Genomic DNA, 15,954 nt, shown 5'->3' on the forward strand with positions numbered 1-15,954 from the left:
GTCCCTCGGGACACCTCGGCTTACAGCCCCAAGGACGGTTCGCCAGCCGCGATGGCATTCAATCACTTACCGGCAGGCGTGCACGACGCCTTGGCTCCATTGTCCGTCACGCCAGTGACACACTCGGTGCCGATGGCCAAGAATCACCGATCCGATCGACCCGCCCCGGACCTCGTGTCCCGCCCGGAGCCGGGTGCTGTCCTGGGCAGGCTCGCCTCGGGCCCGAACCGGGCGTCGCGCATCACTCATACGGAGCACTTGCCCCCGCGCGCGGGCCGCCATGCCGTCTGGCCGGACCGGATCCGCCCGGAAGTGATCGCGGCCGTGCAGGCGTGCGGGATCGAGCATCCCTGGGCCCACCAGGCCGAGGCCGCCGAGCACGCCCTGGACGGCGAGTCGGTGGTGGTCGCCACCGGCACCGCCTCCGGCAAGTCCCTCGCCTACCTGGTGCCCGTCCTCTCGGCCCTGCTGGACGGCTCCGAGGCCCCGAACGGCCGCGGCGCCACCGCCCTGTACCTGTCCCCGACCAAGGCGCTTGCGGCGGACCAGTGCCGGTCGGTGAAGGAACTTTCACAGCCGCTCCGACACGCCGTGCGGCCTGCGGTCTACGACGGCGACACCCCGTTCGAGGAACGCGAGTGGATCCGCCAGTACGGCAATTACGTGCTGACCAACCCCGACATGCTGCACCGCGGGATCCTGCCCTCCCACTCGCGCTGGGCCTCCTTCCTGAAGTCCCTGCGGTACGTCGTCATCGACGAGTGCCACACCTACCGGGGCGTCTTCGGCTCGCACGTCGCCCAGGTGCTGCGCCGGTTGCGCCGTCTGTGTGCCCGCTACGGGTCCTCCCCGGTGTTCCTGATGGCCTCCGCGACCGCTGCCGAGCCCGCCGTGGCCGCCCGGCGGCTGACGGGGCTGCCGGTCGTCGAGGTGGCCGACGACGCCTCCCCGCGCGGTGAACTGGTGTTCGCCCTCTGGGAGCCCCCGCTCACCGAGATGCAGGGCGAGAAAGGTGCACCCGTTCGGCGTACCGCCACCGCCGAGACCGCCGATCTGCTCACCGACCTCGCCGTGCAGGGCGTACGCACCGTCGCCTTCGTCCGCTCCCGGCGTGGCGCCGAGCTGATCTCGGTGATCACGCAGGAGCGGCTCGCCGAAGTGGATCGCTCACTCGCCCGGCGTGTCGCGGCCTACCGCGGCGGTTACCTCCCCGAGGAGCGCCGCGCCCTGGAGCGCGCGCTGCACTCCGGCGAGCTGCTCGGTCTCGCCGCGACGACCGCCCTGGAGCTCGGCGTGGACGTCTCGGGCCTGGACGCCGTCCTGATCGCCGGTTACCCGGGCACGCGCGCGTCGCTGTGGCAGCAGGCCGGCCGGGCGGGCCGCTCCGGCCAGGGCGCCCTGGCGGTGCTGATCGCCCGCGACGACCCGCTGGACACCTTCCTCGTCCACCATCCCGAGGCCCTGTTCGACCGACCGGTGGAGTCCACGGTCCTCGACCCCGACAACCCCTACGTGCTCGCCCCGCACCTGTGCGCGGCCGCAGCCGAGCTCCCGCTGGTCGAGGACGACCTGGAACTGTTCGGCCCGGCCTGTGCGGACGTGATCCCCCAGCTGGAAGCCGCCAAGCTGCTGCGCCGCCGGACCACGGCCTGGCACTGGACCCGCCGCGAGCGGGCCGCCGACCTCACCGACATCCGCGGGGCGGGCGGCCGCCCGGTACAGATCGTCGAGACCGGTACGGGCCGCCTCCTCGGCACGGTCGACGCCGCGGCCGCCCACAGCACCGTCCACGAGGGCGCCGTCCACCTCCACCAGGGCCGCACCTACCTCGTGCGCTCCCTGGACCTGGAGGACTCGGTCGCCCTGGTGGAACAGGCGAGCCCGCCGTATTCGACCGTCGCCCGCGACACCACCGCGATCTCCGTCCTGGAGACGGACGTCGAGATCCCGTGGGGCGAGGGACGCCTGTGCTACGGCTCGGTGGAAGTCACCAACCAAGTGGTCTCCTTTCTGCGCCGGCGGCTGATCACCGGAGAGGTGCTCGGCGAGACGAAGCTCGACCTGCCTCCGCGGACGCTGCGCACGCGCGCGGTGTGGTGGACGGTCACCGAGGACCAGCTGGACGATGCCCGGATCACCCCGGAGATCCTCGGCGGCTCCCTGCACGCCGCCGAACACGCGTCCATCGGCATGCTGCCGCTGTTCGCGACCTGCGACCGCTGGGACATCGGCGGCGTCTCGGTGCCGCTGCACCCCGACACGCTCCTGCCGACGGTCTTCGTCTACGACGGCCACCCCGGCGGCGCGGGCTTCGCGGAGCGCGCCTTCCACACCGCCCGCGCCTGGCTCGCGGCGACCCGCGAGGCCATCGCCTCCTGCGAGTGCGAGGCCGGCTGCCCGTCCTGCATCCAGTCCCCCAAGTGCGGCAACGGCAACGATCCGCTCCACAAACGCGGCGCCGTGCGCCTGCTCACGGTGCTGCTGCGCGGGGCACCGGAGGAGAAGCCGGACGGGAAGCCGGGCCAGGAACAGAACGAGGAGCAGGGCGAGGAACAGAACGAGAAGGCGGAGGAGATGCCGAAGGAGAGTCCGGTGGAGCGCCGGGCGCAGGAGCCGGGCGCGGGGACGGCGCAGGATCCGGCAGAGGATCCGTCGGTGTCCGCCCGGCAGGGCCCGCTCTCGCCCTGACCTCCGCGGCGAACGGGGCCTGTCCCGACGCCGCCGTGACGTCCGAGGTCTCGCCGACGATCGCGCACCGCACCAGCCGTACGTCCTGGGCCCGCGCGACACCGGCCGCCCGGGCGCAGGCCGCGGTGGTGCCCTCGGCCCAGTGGTCCGCCGCGGCGAGCGCCGCGAGGTCCGCACCGCCGGCCGCGCGGTGCCGGACCACGACAGCGTGCCCGAGCGCCAGCACGGCCGCGAACACCGCACACAGCACGGCGATCACCCCGACGCTCCATACGGTCGCCGAACCGCGGTCCCGGCCGGACGTGCACCGGCCGCGCCCGACCCCACAGCTGGACCTGAACCAGCCGAACCCGGACCAGCTGGACATGCACGGGCCGAAGGCCCACCGGCCGTACGCGCGCGGCTCTCCCCGCCCGTCCGCGCCCAGCCGCCTCACGGCTCGGCCCCCACCGTCTCCTCCGCCAACGCCACGGCCTCCTCGCGCAGTTCGAAGGACAGCCCGCGCAGCAGGGCGGGCCTGGCCTCGACGACCACCCGGACGTGATCGCCCTCCCGGCCGACGGTGATCCGGGCCCCCGGCGGGGCCGTGTCCCGCGCCGCCCGGATCACCTCCTCGGCCGGATCCTGGCGGGCGGCCGCTCGCGCCCCCGTCCGCGCCGCGTCCACGCACTGGACCTGCGCCGCGACGACGAGCAGCCCCCACACCAGGGCGGTGGCGAAGAGGACCAGTACCGGCAGGGCCACAGCCGTCTCCGCCGTCACGAACCCGGCGTCTCGCGGCCGCTCACACCGCCGCACCGAGCGCTCGATTCATCAGGGCCTGCAGCTGCGCGGAGACCGCCTCGCTCGTCACCAGTTTGTAGAGCACGGTGGCGAACGCCACCGCCGCCACCACGCCGACCGCGTATTCGGAGGTGACCATTCCGGCGTCCCTCCGCCCCACCGCGCGTGCCCTGCGCAGCAGTACCCGCATGCGTGCCTTCACTGCCTTGTACATCTCAACCCCCGTGAGGTTCCGTTCCGTTCGTCCGTCAGTCCGTGTCGTGCGTTCACACCGGTCCGTCCCCGCCGTCACCCACCCCCTTCCAGCACGCCGCCCGCGAGTCCGATCACCACGGGCAGGACGCCGATCACGATGAACGCGGGCAGGAAGCACAGCCCCACCGGCGCGGTCACCATCACCACCGCCCGTCTGGCCCGTTCCGTCGCCGTACGCGTCCAGTCGGCGCGGGCGTCCGTGGCGAGCCGCGCGACCGGCTCAGCCATCGGCAGCCCGCTGACGTCGGCCCGTTCCAGCAGCCGGGCCAGCGCACCGGCCCCGGGCAGCGCGGCCAATCTCCGCCAGGCGTCGGCCGGTTCGCCGCCGAGCCGTACCTCCGCGGCCCCACGCGCGAGGGCCTGTCCGAGCGGACCGCCCAGCGCATCACCGACGGCATGCGCCGCGTCCACCGGTCCGGCGCCCGCGGCGATACACGCGGCCAGCAGGTCGGATGCGAGCGGGAGTTGACGTTCCGCTTCCCGCAGTTCCACCGCGGTGAGGCTTGCACCGGAAATTCCCGCCGACTGCCGCCGGCGCCAGACCTCCAACCCGGCCGCGGCGACCACGCCGAGGACTACGCCGGTGATCCCGCCGATGACGGCCCATCCCGCGCCCGCCACGGCGAGCAGGGGCAGTCGGCGCCTCCACCCACGACCCAGCCGTAACCGGCGACTCACCGACACCGCCTCTCGGGCCAGCAGCCGAGTCAGCCGCCGACGCATCCGGCGCTCACGCCGCACCCGCTCCAGCCACCGCGCCGCCCACACCAGGCTCAGCACCAGGGCAGACACCGCCCCCAGCCTGTGGACAACCTCCGTGCTCATCACGCCCTCACTCCTCCCGGTCCTCTCCGTCTCCTGCCGTCTCCGCGCCTCGCGCCGGCGCCGGGCGACCGGCTCCTCACGCCGATTCCGCCGCCCGCACCACCCGCAGCGCCCACCACACGCCCGCCGCCTCCAGCAGCCCGCCGACCAGCAGGCATCCGAGACCCGCTCCGGTGTGCAGGAGCACCCGCAGCGGATCGGCGCCGAGCGCGGTGCCCAGGGCCAGGCCGAGGGCCGGCAGACCGGCGAGCAGCACCGCGGTGGAGCGGGCGCCCGCCAACTGGGCGCGTAGATCCGCACGCTGGTCGCGTTCGGCACGCAGAGCCGCCTGGAGCCGGTTCAGTCCGGCCGCGAGGCCCGCGCCCTGGTCCAGGGCCACCCGCCAGCAGGCGGCGAGCCCCAGCAGTCCGTCGGCGCCCGGCTGCCGGGCCGCGGTCGCGAGCGCGGCCGGGACGTCCCCGCCGAAGCGGGCGGCCGCCAGGACCGCGGCCCGGCCCTCTCCGAGACCGCCGGACTCGCGCGCCGCGCTCAGCAGCGCGTGGCCCGGCTGTCGCCCGGCGCGTACCTCTCCGGCGAGCGCCGCGCACAGCGCGATGACGGCGTCCTCCCGTTGTTCCCGCTCGCGCCGCGCCTTTGCCGCCAGCCGCGCCCGCCGCAGCAACGGCACCCCGGCCGCCCCCGCGACGACCGGCAGCAGGGAGGCGCCCCACAGGCCCAGCAGCACTCCGGCGACCGCCGTCCACCACTCGGGGCGCCACCGCGCCCGCAACCGCTGTACCTCCTGGGCGAGATCGGGCCAGGCGGGCACGGCAGCCACCACTCCCCCGGCCGTCACCACCCCTCCCGCCGTCACCAACCCTCCGGCAGCCGGCGTTCCCCCGGCCGCCACCGTTCCCCCGCCCGCGAGCACCAGCCGGACCCGCCGCGCCCCGAAGTGGTCACCGCCGACCAGCCAGGCCGCCATTCCCAGGCAGGCCGCGGCGGCGGCCCATGACGCCTGCGCCACACCCCACGGTGTCTCATCCATCCGTGCCACCTCCCCGGTCACCGGTCGCGCCCGGGTCCTCGTCGCATCCGTCGCCATGGCTGCCGAGCAGCTCCCGCAGCCGCTCCCAGCCCCGCTCGCGCACGAACGCCTCCCGGCCCCAGCGCAGGGCCGGCACCGTCCGCACCAGGCCGGACGGGTCACGCTCCAGGACGTGCACCTCGGCGATCCGGCGTCGGCCGGCGCGGTCGCGTGCCAGGTGCAGAACGACGGACAGGGCGGCGGCGACCTGGCTGTGCAGGGCGGCCCGGTCGAGCCCGGCGGCCGTGCCGAGCGCCTCCAGGCGGGCCGGGACGTCCGCTGCCGCGTTGGCGTGAACGGTGCCCGAGCCTCCTTCGTGGCCGGTGTTGAGGGCGGCCAGCAGATGCACGACCTCCGCCCCGCGCACCTCGCCGACGACCAGCCGGTCCGGCCGCATCCGCAGCGCCTGCCGCACCAGGTCCTCGAGAGTGACCAGGCCCGCGCCCTCCTGGTTGGCGGGTCTGGCCTCCAGGCGTACGACATGCGGGTGGTCGGGCCGCAGTTCGGCGGAGTCCTCGGCGAGGACGATGCGCTCGTCCGGCCCGACCAGGCCGAGCAGCGCGCTCAGCAGGGTCGTCTTGCCGCTGCCGGTACCACCGCTGATCAGGAAGGACAGCCGGGCCGCCAGCAGGGCGCGCAGCACCCGGTCTCCGCCGGGCGGCACGGTGCCCGCCGCGACCAGCTCGCCGAGGGTGAAGGCGCGCGGCCGTACGACGCGCAGGGACAGGCAGGTGCAGCCGACGGCGACCGGGGACAGCACCGCGTGCAACCGGGTGCCGTCGGGCAGCCGGGCGTCAGCCCAGGGACGGGCGTCGTCCAGGCGCCGCCCGGCCACCGCGGCGAGGCGCTGCGCGAGGCGTCGTACGGCGGCCGGGTCGGGGAAGGTGACGCCGGTCAGCTCCAGGCCGGTGCCGCGGTCCACCCAGACCCGGTCCGGCGCCGAGACCAGCACGTCGCTCACGGTCGGGTCGGCCAGCAGGGGCTCCAGCGGTCCGGCGCCGACCAGTTCCGAGCGCAGCCGCTCGGCCGCGCCGAGGACTTCCGCGTCGCCGAGGACCCGGCCCTGTTCGCGCAGCGCCTGTGCCACGCGGGCGGGGGTGGGTTCGGCGCCGCTGGCGGCCAGCCGGCGTCGTACGCCGTCCAGCAGTTCCACTCCGGTCGTCGCGTCGAGGGCGTTCATGCGGCACCCGCCTCGATCAGGGCGCGCTCCCAGAACTGCGTGCAGAACCGGGCCAGTGGCCCGCGTGCCGCCGCGCCCGGTGGCGCCTTGCCCTCTCCGGGGCGCAGCAGGGCCGATTCCAGGGGCACCTCACCGGCGAGGGGGAGTTGGAGCAGCCGCGCCACTTCGCGGTCGTCGAGGCCGGGCGCGTAGGGGCCGCGTACGGCGACCCGCAGGTCTTTCAGGACCATGCAGACGGCGGACGCCACCCGTCCGGCGGCGGCGACGGCCCGTAGCTCGGCGGGGACGACGAGGAGGCCGATGTCGAGCTGGGCGAGCACCTCGGCGACGCCGTCGTCGAGGCGGCGCGGCAGGTCGACGACGACGGTGCCGCCGCGGCGCCGGGCGGCGGCGAGGACCGCGCGCACGGCCTGCGGGGGCACGGCGACGCAGTCTCCGCGGTCCCAGCTGAGCACGCGCAGTGCGTGCAGTTCGGGCAGTGACTCCTCCAGCGCGCCGCCGCCGACCCGGCCGCGGGATGCGGCGAACGCCGGCCAGCGCAGGCCTTCGGCGCTCTCGCCGCCGAGGAGGACGTCGAGGCCGCCGCCCAGCGGATCGGCGTCGACGAGCAGGGTGCGCATGCCCTCCCGCGCGGAGGTGACGGCGAGCGCGCACGCGAGCGTGGAGGCTCCGGCACCGCCGCGTCCGCCGATGACGCCGATGGTGAGGGCGGGCCGGCCGACGCCCTCGGCGACGTCGGCGATGCGGTCGACCAGCCACTGCTCTCCGTCGGGCAGCATCAGGACGTGGTCGGCGCCGATCTCGACGGCTCGCTTCCACACCCCCGAGTCGTCCTGGTCGCGCCCGACGAGAACCACGCCCCGGCGCCGGGTGGCGCCGCGCACTCGCCCGGCAGCATCGTCGCCGACCAGGACGAGCGGGGCGGCCTCCCAGTTGCCGCGCGGTTCGGGCACCCCGTGGTGCACTTCCGGTGTGGCGCCCGCTGCCGCGCACAGGCGCAGCAGGTCGTCGAGGAGCTCGGCGTCCTCGGTGACGATGAGCGGTCGGCCCTGGCGTCCCGAGGTGGCGGGCGGCGGGTCGTGTGTGACGGTTCCGGACACGGTTTCCATCCCCCTTGGCTGCATGGCGCGTGGCCTCTCGGGCCCCGCGATTCCTGAACGTGTGAAGAACCGGCGAGCGGCCTCCATATGGACGGCCGACGGAAACCGGCCATACGCGCCCGCCAATGGGAACCGGCCACGAACTCGCCGTGGCGGGACGCGTTGGAATCACGGTGCAGCGAAGTCGGAAATCATGTGGATCTTGGTCGATAACTGTGGACGGCTCAGGGCTTGTGAATATCTCCGTCACCCATACCGGTGACCCTTGTCCGGCGCGTGCGCGGCTTTCCACAGCGCAGCCCTAGTGCTACCCACAGTAACCAGTCATGGGCATGACCAATCGGCCGCGTTCGTTCCACAGGCACGGCAGAGTCGTACGGGAAAGGGAGGAACCCGGGGAGAAACCCACCCGGACATGCGACGACCCCCGCCGGGGGGGAGAGCGGGGGTCGTCTCCACGGCCGACTCGGGGGGGGAGGAGTCGGACCGGGTTAGCACGGTCGCGAACGATCCGTGACTTCCATGGTGTACCCGAGAGGCCTCTCAGGCAAACCCACACGCCCCACCTTACGCCGAATGGGCTGCCCCTATGCTCTGGGGCGTGGAAAACCACTCCTTGCCCCGGACAGCGGCCTTCTTTGACCTGGACAAGACGGTCATTGCGAAGTCGAGCACGCTCACCTTCAGCAAGTCGTTCTACCAGGGCGGCCTGATCAACCGCCGCGCCGTCCTGCGGACCGCATATGCCCAGTTCGTGTTCCTGGCCGGCGGAGCCGACCACGACCAGATGGAACGGATGCGCGCATACCTGTCCGCGCTGTGCCGCGGCTGGAACGTGCGGCAGGTCAAGGAGCTCGTGGCCGAGACCCTGCACGATCTCATCGACCCGATCATCTACGACGAGGCCGCCTCCCTCATCGAGCAGCACCACACCGCGGGCCGCGACGTCGTGATCGTCTCCACGTCCGGCGCCGAGGTCGTCGAGCCGATCGGCGAGCTGCTCGGCGCGGACCGCGTGGTCGCCACGCGCATGGTCGTGGGTGACGACGGCTGCTTCACCGGCGAGGTGGAGTACTACGCGTACGGCCCGACGAAGGCCGAAGCCGTCCGGGAACTCGCCGCGTCCGAGGGGTACGACCTGGCCCGCTGCTACGCCTACAGCGACTCGGCGACCGACCTGCCCATGCTGGAGACCGTCGGCCATCCGCACGCCGTCAACCCGGACCGCGCCCTGCGGCGGGAGGCGCTCTCGCGCGGGTGGCCGGTTCTCGACTTCCACCGCCCGGTGCGCCTCAAGCAGCGCATCCCGGGGCTCTCGGTCCCGCCGCGGCCGGCGCTGGTGGTGGCTGCCGCCATAGGCGCCGCGGCGGCCACGGCGGGCCTCGTCTGGTACGCGAGCCGGCGTCGCCCCGGCCTGGCCTGACCTGCCTCGGCACGCATTCGGATACAGGGTGTCCGTTTACGCACTATTTGAGAACAAAAGTAAAGACGAGCAGGGCAGGGGTTTCGCTTACCCCCGGTCTGGAGTAAAAAGGACTTAACGGCCCGCGAGACCAAAGGACATCCGCGAGGATCACCTTTACGACGCATTTTGGCCCCACGGACCGAGCATGGACATCTGGCACCCACGCGACGTCGACCCGTCGATTACGGGCCAGCCGCACCAGGTACGGGCAAAGTTCCCGACCTGATGGGCACACATCGAGGACGCATGGTAACCGGGTGAACATGCCAGCGGCGGTACGAGTCTCTCGTACCGCCGCAACCCTTTCGGCCCCCTGTTGGGGCACCTGCCCTCCCGGCGTTTACGCCGCCCCGCGCTGCAGCGCCTCGCACACCGCGGTCGACTCGCGGGCGCCGAGCTCCACCGCCCGGCCGCAGTGCGCGATCCAGGCCGCCATGCCCTCCGGGGTGCCGGAGACGTACCCGCCGAGGGCCGTCAGATAGGCCGCGCGGCCCAGTTCGGCGTGGCCCACCTCGGCCGGGCAGATCGCCTTGGGGTCCAGGCCGCTGCCGATCAGGACGATCCGCTCGGCGGTACGCGCGACCAGGCCGTTGTGGGAGGTGAACGGCCGCAGCGCGAGCAGCTCGCCGTGCACGACGGCCGCCGTGACCAGCGCGGGCGCCGAGCTGCCCTTGATGATCAGGTCGGCGAGCCCCTCCAGTCGGCCGGAGACCTCGGCCGCACTCGGCAGGGCCAGCTCGACCAGCGGCTCGTCGACGTCCTCGCCGGCCTGCCGGGGCCGCCCGACCCGGTCGTCGTCACTGGCGGCCGCCACCAGGTGCAATCGGGCCAGCACCCGCAGCGGCGACTGCCGCCAGATGGACAGCAGCTGCCCCGCCTCGGCGGTCAGGCGCAGCGCCGCGCCCACCGCGCGTGCCTCGTCGTCACCGCCGAAGTCGGTGCGCCGGCGCACCTCCTCCAGCGCCCAGTCGGCACCGGAGAGCGCGGCGGACCCCCGGGCGCCGCGCAGGGCCGCCTCCGAGGTGATCGCGGTACTGCGGCGGCGCATGATCCGGTGACCGTAGACCCGGTCCACGGCCTTGCGTACGGACTCCACGGACTCGGCCACACCGGGCAGGTCGCCGAGGGCGGCGAGAGGATCGGCGGTCGCGCCTGTCGTACTCATGGGTACGACAGTACGCACCTGGGCCTCCCACCCCACGAAGGAGTGGTCTTCTTCACGCCGACTGGCCACGCACAGCCATCACACCACTACGCTTCGTGAATATGAAAATTGCTTTCGTCGGGAAGGGCGGTAGCGGCAAGACCACCCTCTCCTCCCTGTTCATCCGCCATCTCGCGACCACCGGCGCGCCGGTCGTCGCCGTGGACGCCGACATCAACCAGCATCTGGGCGCCGCCCTCGGCCTCGACGAGGCGGAGGCCGCCGCGCTGCCGGCGATGGGCGAGCACCTGCCGCTCATCAAGGACTACCTGCGCGGCAGCAACCCGCGGATCGCGTCCGCCGAGACGATGATCAAGACAACGCCGCCCGGTGAGGGCTCCCGGCTGCTGCGGGTGCGCGAGGACAACCCGGTCTACGACGCCTGCGCCCGGCCCGTGGAACTCGACGGCGGCGCCGTCCGTTTGATGGTCACCGGCCCCTTCACGGACGCCGACCTGGGGGTCGCCTGCTACCACTCCAAGACGGGAGCGGTGGAGCTGTGCCTGAACCACCTGGTGGACGGGCCCGGCGAGTACGTCGTGGTGGACATGACGGCGGGCTCGGACTCCTTCGCCTCCGGCATGTTCACCCGCTTCGACATGACGTTCCTCGTCGCCGAGCCCACCAGGAAGGGGGTCTCCGTCTACCGCCAGTACAAGGAGTACGCCCGCGACTTCGGCGTGGCGCTGAAGGTCGTCGGCAACAAGGTGCAGGGCCAGGACGACGTCGACTTCCTGCGTGCCGAGGCCGGTGACGACCTGCTCGTGACGGTGGGGCACTCCGACTGGGTGCGCGCCATGGAGAAGGGCCGCCCGCCGCGGTTCGGCCTTCTGGAGGACACCAACCGCCTCGCGCTGCGCCAGTTGCAGGAGGCCGCCGACGCGACGTACGCCCGGCGCGACTGGGCGCGCTACACCCGGCAGATGGTGCACTTCCATCTGAAGAACGCCCAGTCCTGGGGCAACGCGCGCACCGGGGCCGACCTGGCGGCGCAGGTCGACCCCGACTTCGTGCTCGGCGAGGAGATCGCCGCCGCCGTGTGAGCGAGCTCGGGAGCCCGCTCACAGCCGGCGCTCCCGGTGTCCGCTACGGCTACGGCTTGGCCGCCGGCGCCCCGGGGACTCCCTTGGGCGCCGGCGCCGGGCGGCCGCTGAGGAAGGACGCCCAGCCCTGCTTCGGGGCCTCGCCGACCTCCAGGCTGCGCAGCTTGGCCAGGGTCTGCGGGTCCTGGGCGTCCAGCCAGTCGGCGAGCTGCCGGAAGGACACGCAGCGCACGTCGGGCTTGTTGCAGACCTCCTTGACGACGTCCCCGAGGGCGCGCATGTAGGTGCCGCCGTTCCAGGACTCGAAGTGGTTGCCGATGATCAGGGGCGCGCGGTTGCCGTCGTAGGCGCGCCGGAAGCCCTTGAGCAGGCCCTCGCGCATCTGGTCGCCCCATTGGTCGTACATGCTGGGGTCGCCCTGGGTCTGGGTGCCGGACTGGTTGACCATGAAGTTGTAGTCCATGGTCAGCTGCTCGTAGGAGTGGCCGGGGAAGGGCACCAGCTGCATGGACAGGTCCCACAGGCCCTCCTTCTTGCCGGGCCAGACCTGGTTGTTCACGCCGCTGGTGTCGTAGCGGAAGCCCAGCTCATGGGCGGCCTTCATGAAGTTCTTCTGGCCCTCCAGGCACGGGGTGCGGGCGCCGATCAGTTCCTTGTCGTAGTCGAAGGGCAGCGGCGCCGCCTTCGTCATCCCCGTGTTGGTCTTCCAGCTCTTCACGAACTGTTTGGCCTGGGCGATCTCGTCCTTCCACTCGTCGACCGACCACTCGCCCACCCCGCCGTCCTTGCCGCAGAAGTGGCCGTTGAAGTGGGTGCCGATCTCGTTGCCCTCCAGCCAGGCCAGGCGGAGTTGCTTGACGGTGTCGGCGATGCCCTGGTTGTCATTGAAGCCGATGTCGGAGCGGCCCGGTGAGTGCTGCGGCGGCCGGTAGAGGTCGCGCTTCTCCTCCGGCAGCATGTACACGCCGCTGAGGAAGAACGTCATCGTGGCGTGGTTGGCCTTGGCGACCTCACGGAAGTGGGAGAAGAGTTTCTGGCTGTCCTCGCCGGCGCCGTCCCAGGAGAACACCACGAACTGCGGGGGCTTCTGGCCCGGCTTCAGCCGCTCGGGCCTGGGCAGGTGCGGCTGCGCCCCGGTGTAGGCGGTGGAGCCGTCGCCGATGAGCCGGACCGCGCTCTTGGGTGCGGCGGCGGGCCTGCCCTTCTGCGGGCCGGAGGCCCCTCCTCGCTCTCCGCTGGAGCCACCGGTTCCCATCGTGCAACCGGCCAGCGATGCGACTACGGCCGCGGCGGCCACGGCGCCTGCGGCGATCCTCTGGGTGGCGGCCATCTTCCGCCCACCTTCTTCCTTCTCTCAGGCCAACGCCGACGAGGGCGTCTTGACGGTGCGCGGCCGGGGCCCGAGCCGGGCTCAGCCGACAGCGCCGTCAAGGTCGCACGGGGCCGAGAAGGAATTAGTACGACAAGCCGATGAAATGCCCACTTCCCTCCAGCGGGTGAATCAATAACCCATTTGCTTCGAATATCCATGCTTGCTCTTTACTCTTCATTGCGATTCATTTACTAATTGTTGGTACATCCCGCCGCTGCACTCGTGGCCTACGCCGCGACGGCCTCGGGCCCAACCGGGGCCCCTCAGCGGCCGTGACGCCCCGAAGGAGACGGGAACATGCCAGCCTGCACCCCGGCCCGTACGGCCCACGCGACGCGCACCGAGCGCGTCCACCCGCCACACAGCCCGCCGCCCGCCCCGCACCATCGCTTCCGGCTCTCGGGCGCCGATGTGTCCGCTTCGATCGCGGTGTTCCTCATCGCTCTGCCCCTGTCCCTCGGTATCGCCCTCGCCACCGGCGCGCCCCTGCAGGCCGGTCTCGTCGCCGCTGCCGTGGGGGGCCTCGTCGCCGGCCGCCTGGGCGGCTCCCCGCTCCAGGTCAGCGGGCCGGCCGCCGGCCTCACCGTCGTCACCGCCGACCTCATCCACCGCTACGGCTGGCAGGCGACCTGCGCCATCACCGTCCTCGCCGGAGCGGCCCAACTCGGCCTCGGGTGCCTGCGCGTGGCCCGCTCCGCCCTCGCCGTCAGCCCCGCCATCGTGCACGGCATGCTCGCCGGCATCGGCGTCACCATCGCCGCCGCCCAGCTGCACATCGTCCTCGGCGGCAACCCGCAGAGCTCGGTGCTCGCCAACCTCCGGGCGTTGCCCGCACAGTTGGCCCATCTCCAGCCCGCCGCCGTGACGGTCAGCGCGCTGACCCTGGGGGTGCTGATGCTCTGGCCACGCCTGCCCGGCAGGGCCGGAAACCTGCTGCGCACGCTCCCCGCGCCCCTCGTCGCGGTCGCCGGCGGAACCACGGCCGCGGCCCTCGCCGGGCTCACGCTGCCCCGAGTCGACCTGCCCTCATGGCGCAGTCACGCCCTGCCGGCGCTGCCCGAGGGCCCGGTGCTCGGCCTGATCGCCGCCGTACTCACCATCACCCTGGTGTGCAGCGTGCAGTCGCTGCTCGGCGCGGTCGCCGTGGACAAGCTCGTCGCCTCCGGCCCCGGGACCGACCCCCGCGTTCACCGCGCCCACCGTGTCCATCGCTCGAACCTGGACCGCGAACTGCTCGGGCAGGGCGCCGCGAACATCGTCTCCGGTGCGCTCGGCGGGCTGCCCGTGGCCGGGGTGGCCGTGCGCAGCACCGCGAATGTGCGCGCGGGCGCCGTGAGCCGGAACTCCACGATGCTGCACGGCGTTCTCGTAGTGATCGCCGCGCTGCTGATGGTCCCGCTCCTGGAGCTCATCCCGCTCGCCTCGCTCGCCGCCCTGGTGATGGCCGTCGGCATCCAGATGGTGTCCCTGCACCACATCCGCACGGTGACCCGGCACCGGGAGGCGGTGGTGTACGCCGTCACCACCCTCGGCGTGGTGCTCCTCGGTGTCCTCCAGGGCGTGGCGCTGGGGATCGCCGTGGCCGTCGCCGTCGCCCTGAACCGCCTCGCCCACACCCGCATCACGCACGATGAGAAAAAGGGGGTCCATCACGTACGCGTCAGAGGGCAGTTGACGTTCCTCGCGGTGCCACGGCTCAGCCGGACCCTGCATCTCGTTCCCCAAGGCGTCGCCGCTGTCGTGGAGTTGGACGGCTCGTTCATGGACCACGCGGCGTACGAGTCCCTGCAGGACTGGCAGAAGACGCACACCGCGCAGGGCGGCACCGTGGAGGTGACCGGCCGCCGCGCCGCCGTCCGCCCGGCCGGCCCCGCCGAGACCCCCGCCGCCATGGAGCCCCGCACGAGACAGGCGCCCGGCGATACGGCACGTACCCCCGAGGCGCACACCGCCACGTCGCACATCTCCACAGCGCACCCCGCCACTGGCTGCCGCTGCCGGCCCTGGACACCGTGGCGCAACCACCAGTGCGCGGTGCCCCTCACCGCGCCGCCGAACGAGCCACCGTTCGGGGAGCAGCCGGGCGGCGCACCGGTCACCCCACCCGGGGACGAGGCCCCCGCCTCCCAGCCGGGCGACGCCTACCAGCTCACCCACGGCGTCAGCGCCTTCCAGCGCAACACCGCGCCGCTGGTCCGGGAGGAGCTGGCGCGGCTGGCGCGGGAGGGACAGCGGCCGTCGCAGTTGTTCCTCACCTGCGCCGACTCGCGTCTGGTCACCTCGATGATCACCTCCAGCGGTCCGGGCGACCTGTTCGTGGTGCGCAATGTCGGCAACCTCGTGCCGCTGCCGGGCGCGGAAGGCGGGGACGACTCGGTGGCGGCGGCGATCGAGTACGCGGTGGACGTGCTGAAGGTCCGGTCCGTGACCGTGTGCGGGCACTCCGGGTGCGGAGCGATGCAGGCGTTGCTGGGCTCCGAGCCCGGGGGCGCGCAGACGCCGCTGAAGCGGTGGCTGCGGCACGGGCTGCCGAGCCTGGCGCGGTTGGCCGACACCGGCCGGCCCCGGCCGCGGCTGGCCGGGCGGCCGCCCGCCGACCAGGTGGAGCAACTGTGCCTGGCCAACGTCGTGCAGCAGCTGGACCATCTGCGCGCCCACCCGTCGGTGGCCCGTGCGCTGCGGGACGGAGCTCTGGAGCTGCACGGGATGTACTTCGACGTGGGCGAGGCGCAGGCGTACCTGCTCACCGGAACGGACGGCGCAGAGGAGGCGGGACAGCGGTTCGACCGGGTGCGGGCAGCCGGGCTGGCGGGGTGAGGCCGGCACGGGTGGAGCGGGACGCGGGCCGGCCCGACCCATCGGGTGGAGGCCCACGCCGGGCCAAGGGGGTGAGGCCCGGCCCGGCCGATCGATCCACAGGCCGTCTCCCCAAGCAGGTTCACCAGCCGGGCGGAAGAGCGCATCGGCTTATGG

12 protein-coding genes and 1 pseudogene are annotated in these 15,954 nt (G+C 73.1%); 4 read left to right on the forward strand and 9 right to left on the reverse strand.

Annotation, left to right across the window (positions count from 1 at the left end; genetic code table 11):
- The first annotated feature begins 51 nt into the window (after window positions 1-51).
- Complete coding sequence (locus tag AC0B9F_RS31520; RefSeq protein ID WP_472008269.1) at window positions 52-2,688, forward strand: DEAD/DEAH box helicase; 2,637 nt, start codon at window positions 52-54, stop codon at window positions 2,686-2,688.
- Here AC0B9F_RS31520 and AC0B9F_RS31525 read toward each other — a convergent pair.
- The 7 genes and pseudogenes from AC0B9F_RS31525 to ssd form a co-directional block, all read right to left on the reverse strand.
- Window positions 2,651-3,055 (reverse strand): annotated as a pseudogene (locus AC0B9F_RS31525) (Rv3654c family TadE-like protein); the annotation flags it as partial. The gene AC0B9F_RS31520 and the pseudogene AC0B9F_RS31525 sit on opposite strands and share 38 nt — an antisense overlap.
- A gap of 65 nt (window positions 3,056-3,120) precedes the next feature.
- Entirely contained in the window at window positions 3,121-3,486 is a 366-nt protein-coding gene (locus tag AC0B9F_RS31530) for a TadE family type IV pilus minor pilin (RefSeq protein WP_472008271.1), read from the reverse strand.
- Complete coding sequence (locus tag AC0B9F_RS31535; protein ID WP_472008273.1) at window positions 3,473-3,685, reverse strand: DUF4244 domain-containing protein; 213 nt, start codon at window positions 3,683-3,685, stop codon at window positions 3,473-3,475. Before AC0B9F_RS31535 ends, AC0B9F_RS31530 begins: the two co-directional genes overlap by 14 nt.
- 74 nt (window positions 3,686-3,759) lie before the next feature.
- Complete coding sequence (locus AC0B9F_RS31540; protein ID WP_472008275.1) at window positions 3,760-4,551, reverse strand: type II secretion system F family protein; 792 nt, start codon at window positions 4,549-4,551, stop codon at window positions 3,760-3,762.
- A gap of 76 nt (window positions 4,552-4,627) precedes the next feature.
- Window positions 4,628-5,578 carry a type II secretion system F family protein gene (locus tag AC0B9F_RS31545; protein WP_472008277.1) on the reverse strand — a complete coding sequence of 317 codons (951 nt, stop codon included), beginning with the start codon at window positions 5,576-5,578 and terminating at the stop codon, window positions 4,628-4,630.
- Window positions 5,571-6,797 carry a TadA family conjugal transfer-associated ATPase gene (locus AC0B9F_RS31550; RefSeq protein ID WP_472008279.1) on the reverse strand — a complete coding sequence of 409 codons (1,227 nt, stop codon included), beginning with the start codon at window positions 6,795-6,797 and terminating at the stop codon, window positions 5,571-5,573. Before AC0B9F_RS31550 ends, AC0B9F_RS31545 begins: the two co-directional genes overlap by 8 nt.
- Entirely contained in the window at window positions 6,794-7,906 is a 1,113-nt protein-coding gene (gene ssd / locus AC0B9F_RS31555) for a septum site-determining protein Ssd (protein ID WP_472008281.1), read from the reverse strand. The genes AC0B9F_RS31550 and ssd overlap by 4 nt, the downstream gene beginning before the upstream one ends.
- A gap of 580 nt (window positions 7,907-8,486) precedes the next feature.
- Here ssd and AC0B9F_RS31560 point away from each other — a divergent pair.
- Window positions 8,487-9,320 (forward strand): HAD family hydrolase, encoded by an 834-nt coding sequence (locus AC0B9F_RS31560; RefSeq protein WP_472008282.1) that lies wholly within the window; start codon window positions 8,487-8,489, stop codon window positions 9,318-9,320.
- 382 nt (window positions 9,321-9,702) lie between these two features.
- Here the strand turns inward: AC0B9F_RS31560 and AC0B9F_RS31565 are convergent, their stop codons facing one another.
- Window positions 9,703-10,527, reverse strand: coding sequence for a Fic family protein (locus tag AC0B9F_RS31565; protein WP_472008284.1), 825 nt, complete (start codon window positions 10,525-10,527; stop codon window positions 9,703-9,705).
- 101 nt (window positions 10,528-10,628) lie between these two features.
- Between AC0B9F_RS31565 and AC0B9F_RS31570 the strand changes: the two genes are divergently transcribed.
- Entirely contained in the window at window positions 10,629-11,609 is a 981-nt protein-coding gene (locus tag AC0B9F_RS31570; protein ID WP_472008286.1) for an ATP-binding protein, read from the forward strand.
- A gap of 49 nt (window positions 11,610-11,658) precedes the next feature.
- Here the strand turns inward: AC0B9F_RS31570 and AC0B9F_RS31575 are convergent, their stop codons facing one another.
- Window positions 11,659-12,939 carry a polysaccharide deacetylase family protein gene (locus AC0B9F_RS31575; RefSeq protein ID WP_472008287.1) on the reverse strand — a complete coding sequence of 427 codons (1,281 nt, stop codon included), beginning with the start codon at window positions 12,937-12,939 and terminating at the stop codon, window positions 11,659-11,661.
- A 339-nt stretch (window positions 12,940-13,278) separates the two neighbouring features.
- Between AC0B9F_RS31575 and AC0B9F_RS31580 the strand changes: the two genes are divergently transcribed.
- Entirely contained in the window at window positions 13,279-15,798 is a 2,520-nt protein-coding gene (locus AC0B9F_RS31580; RefSeq protein WP_472008289.1) for a SulP family inorganic anion transporter, read from the forward strand.
- Window positions 15,799-15,954 lie beyond the last annotated feature (156 nt).

It is taken from the genome of Streptomyces sp. NPDC097129 (assembly GCF_055668065.1).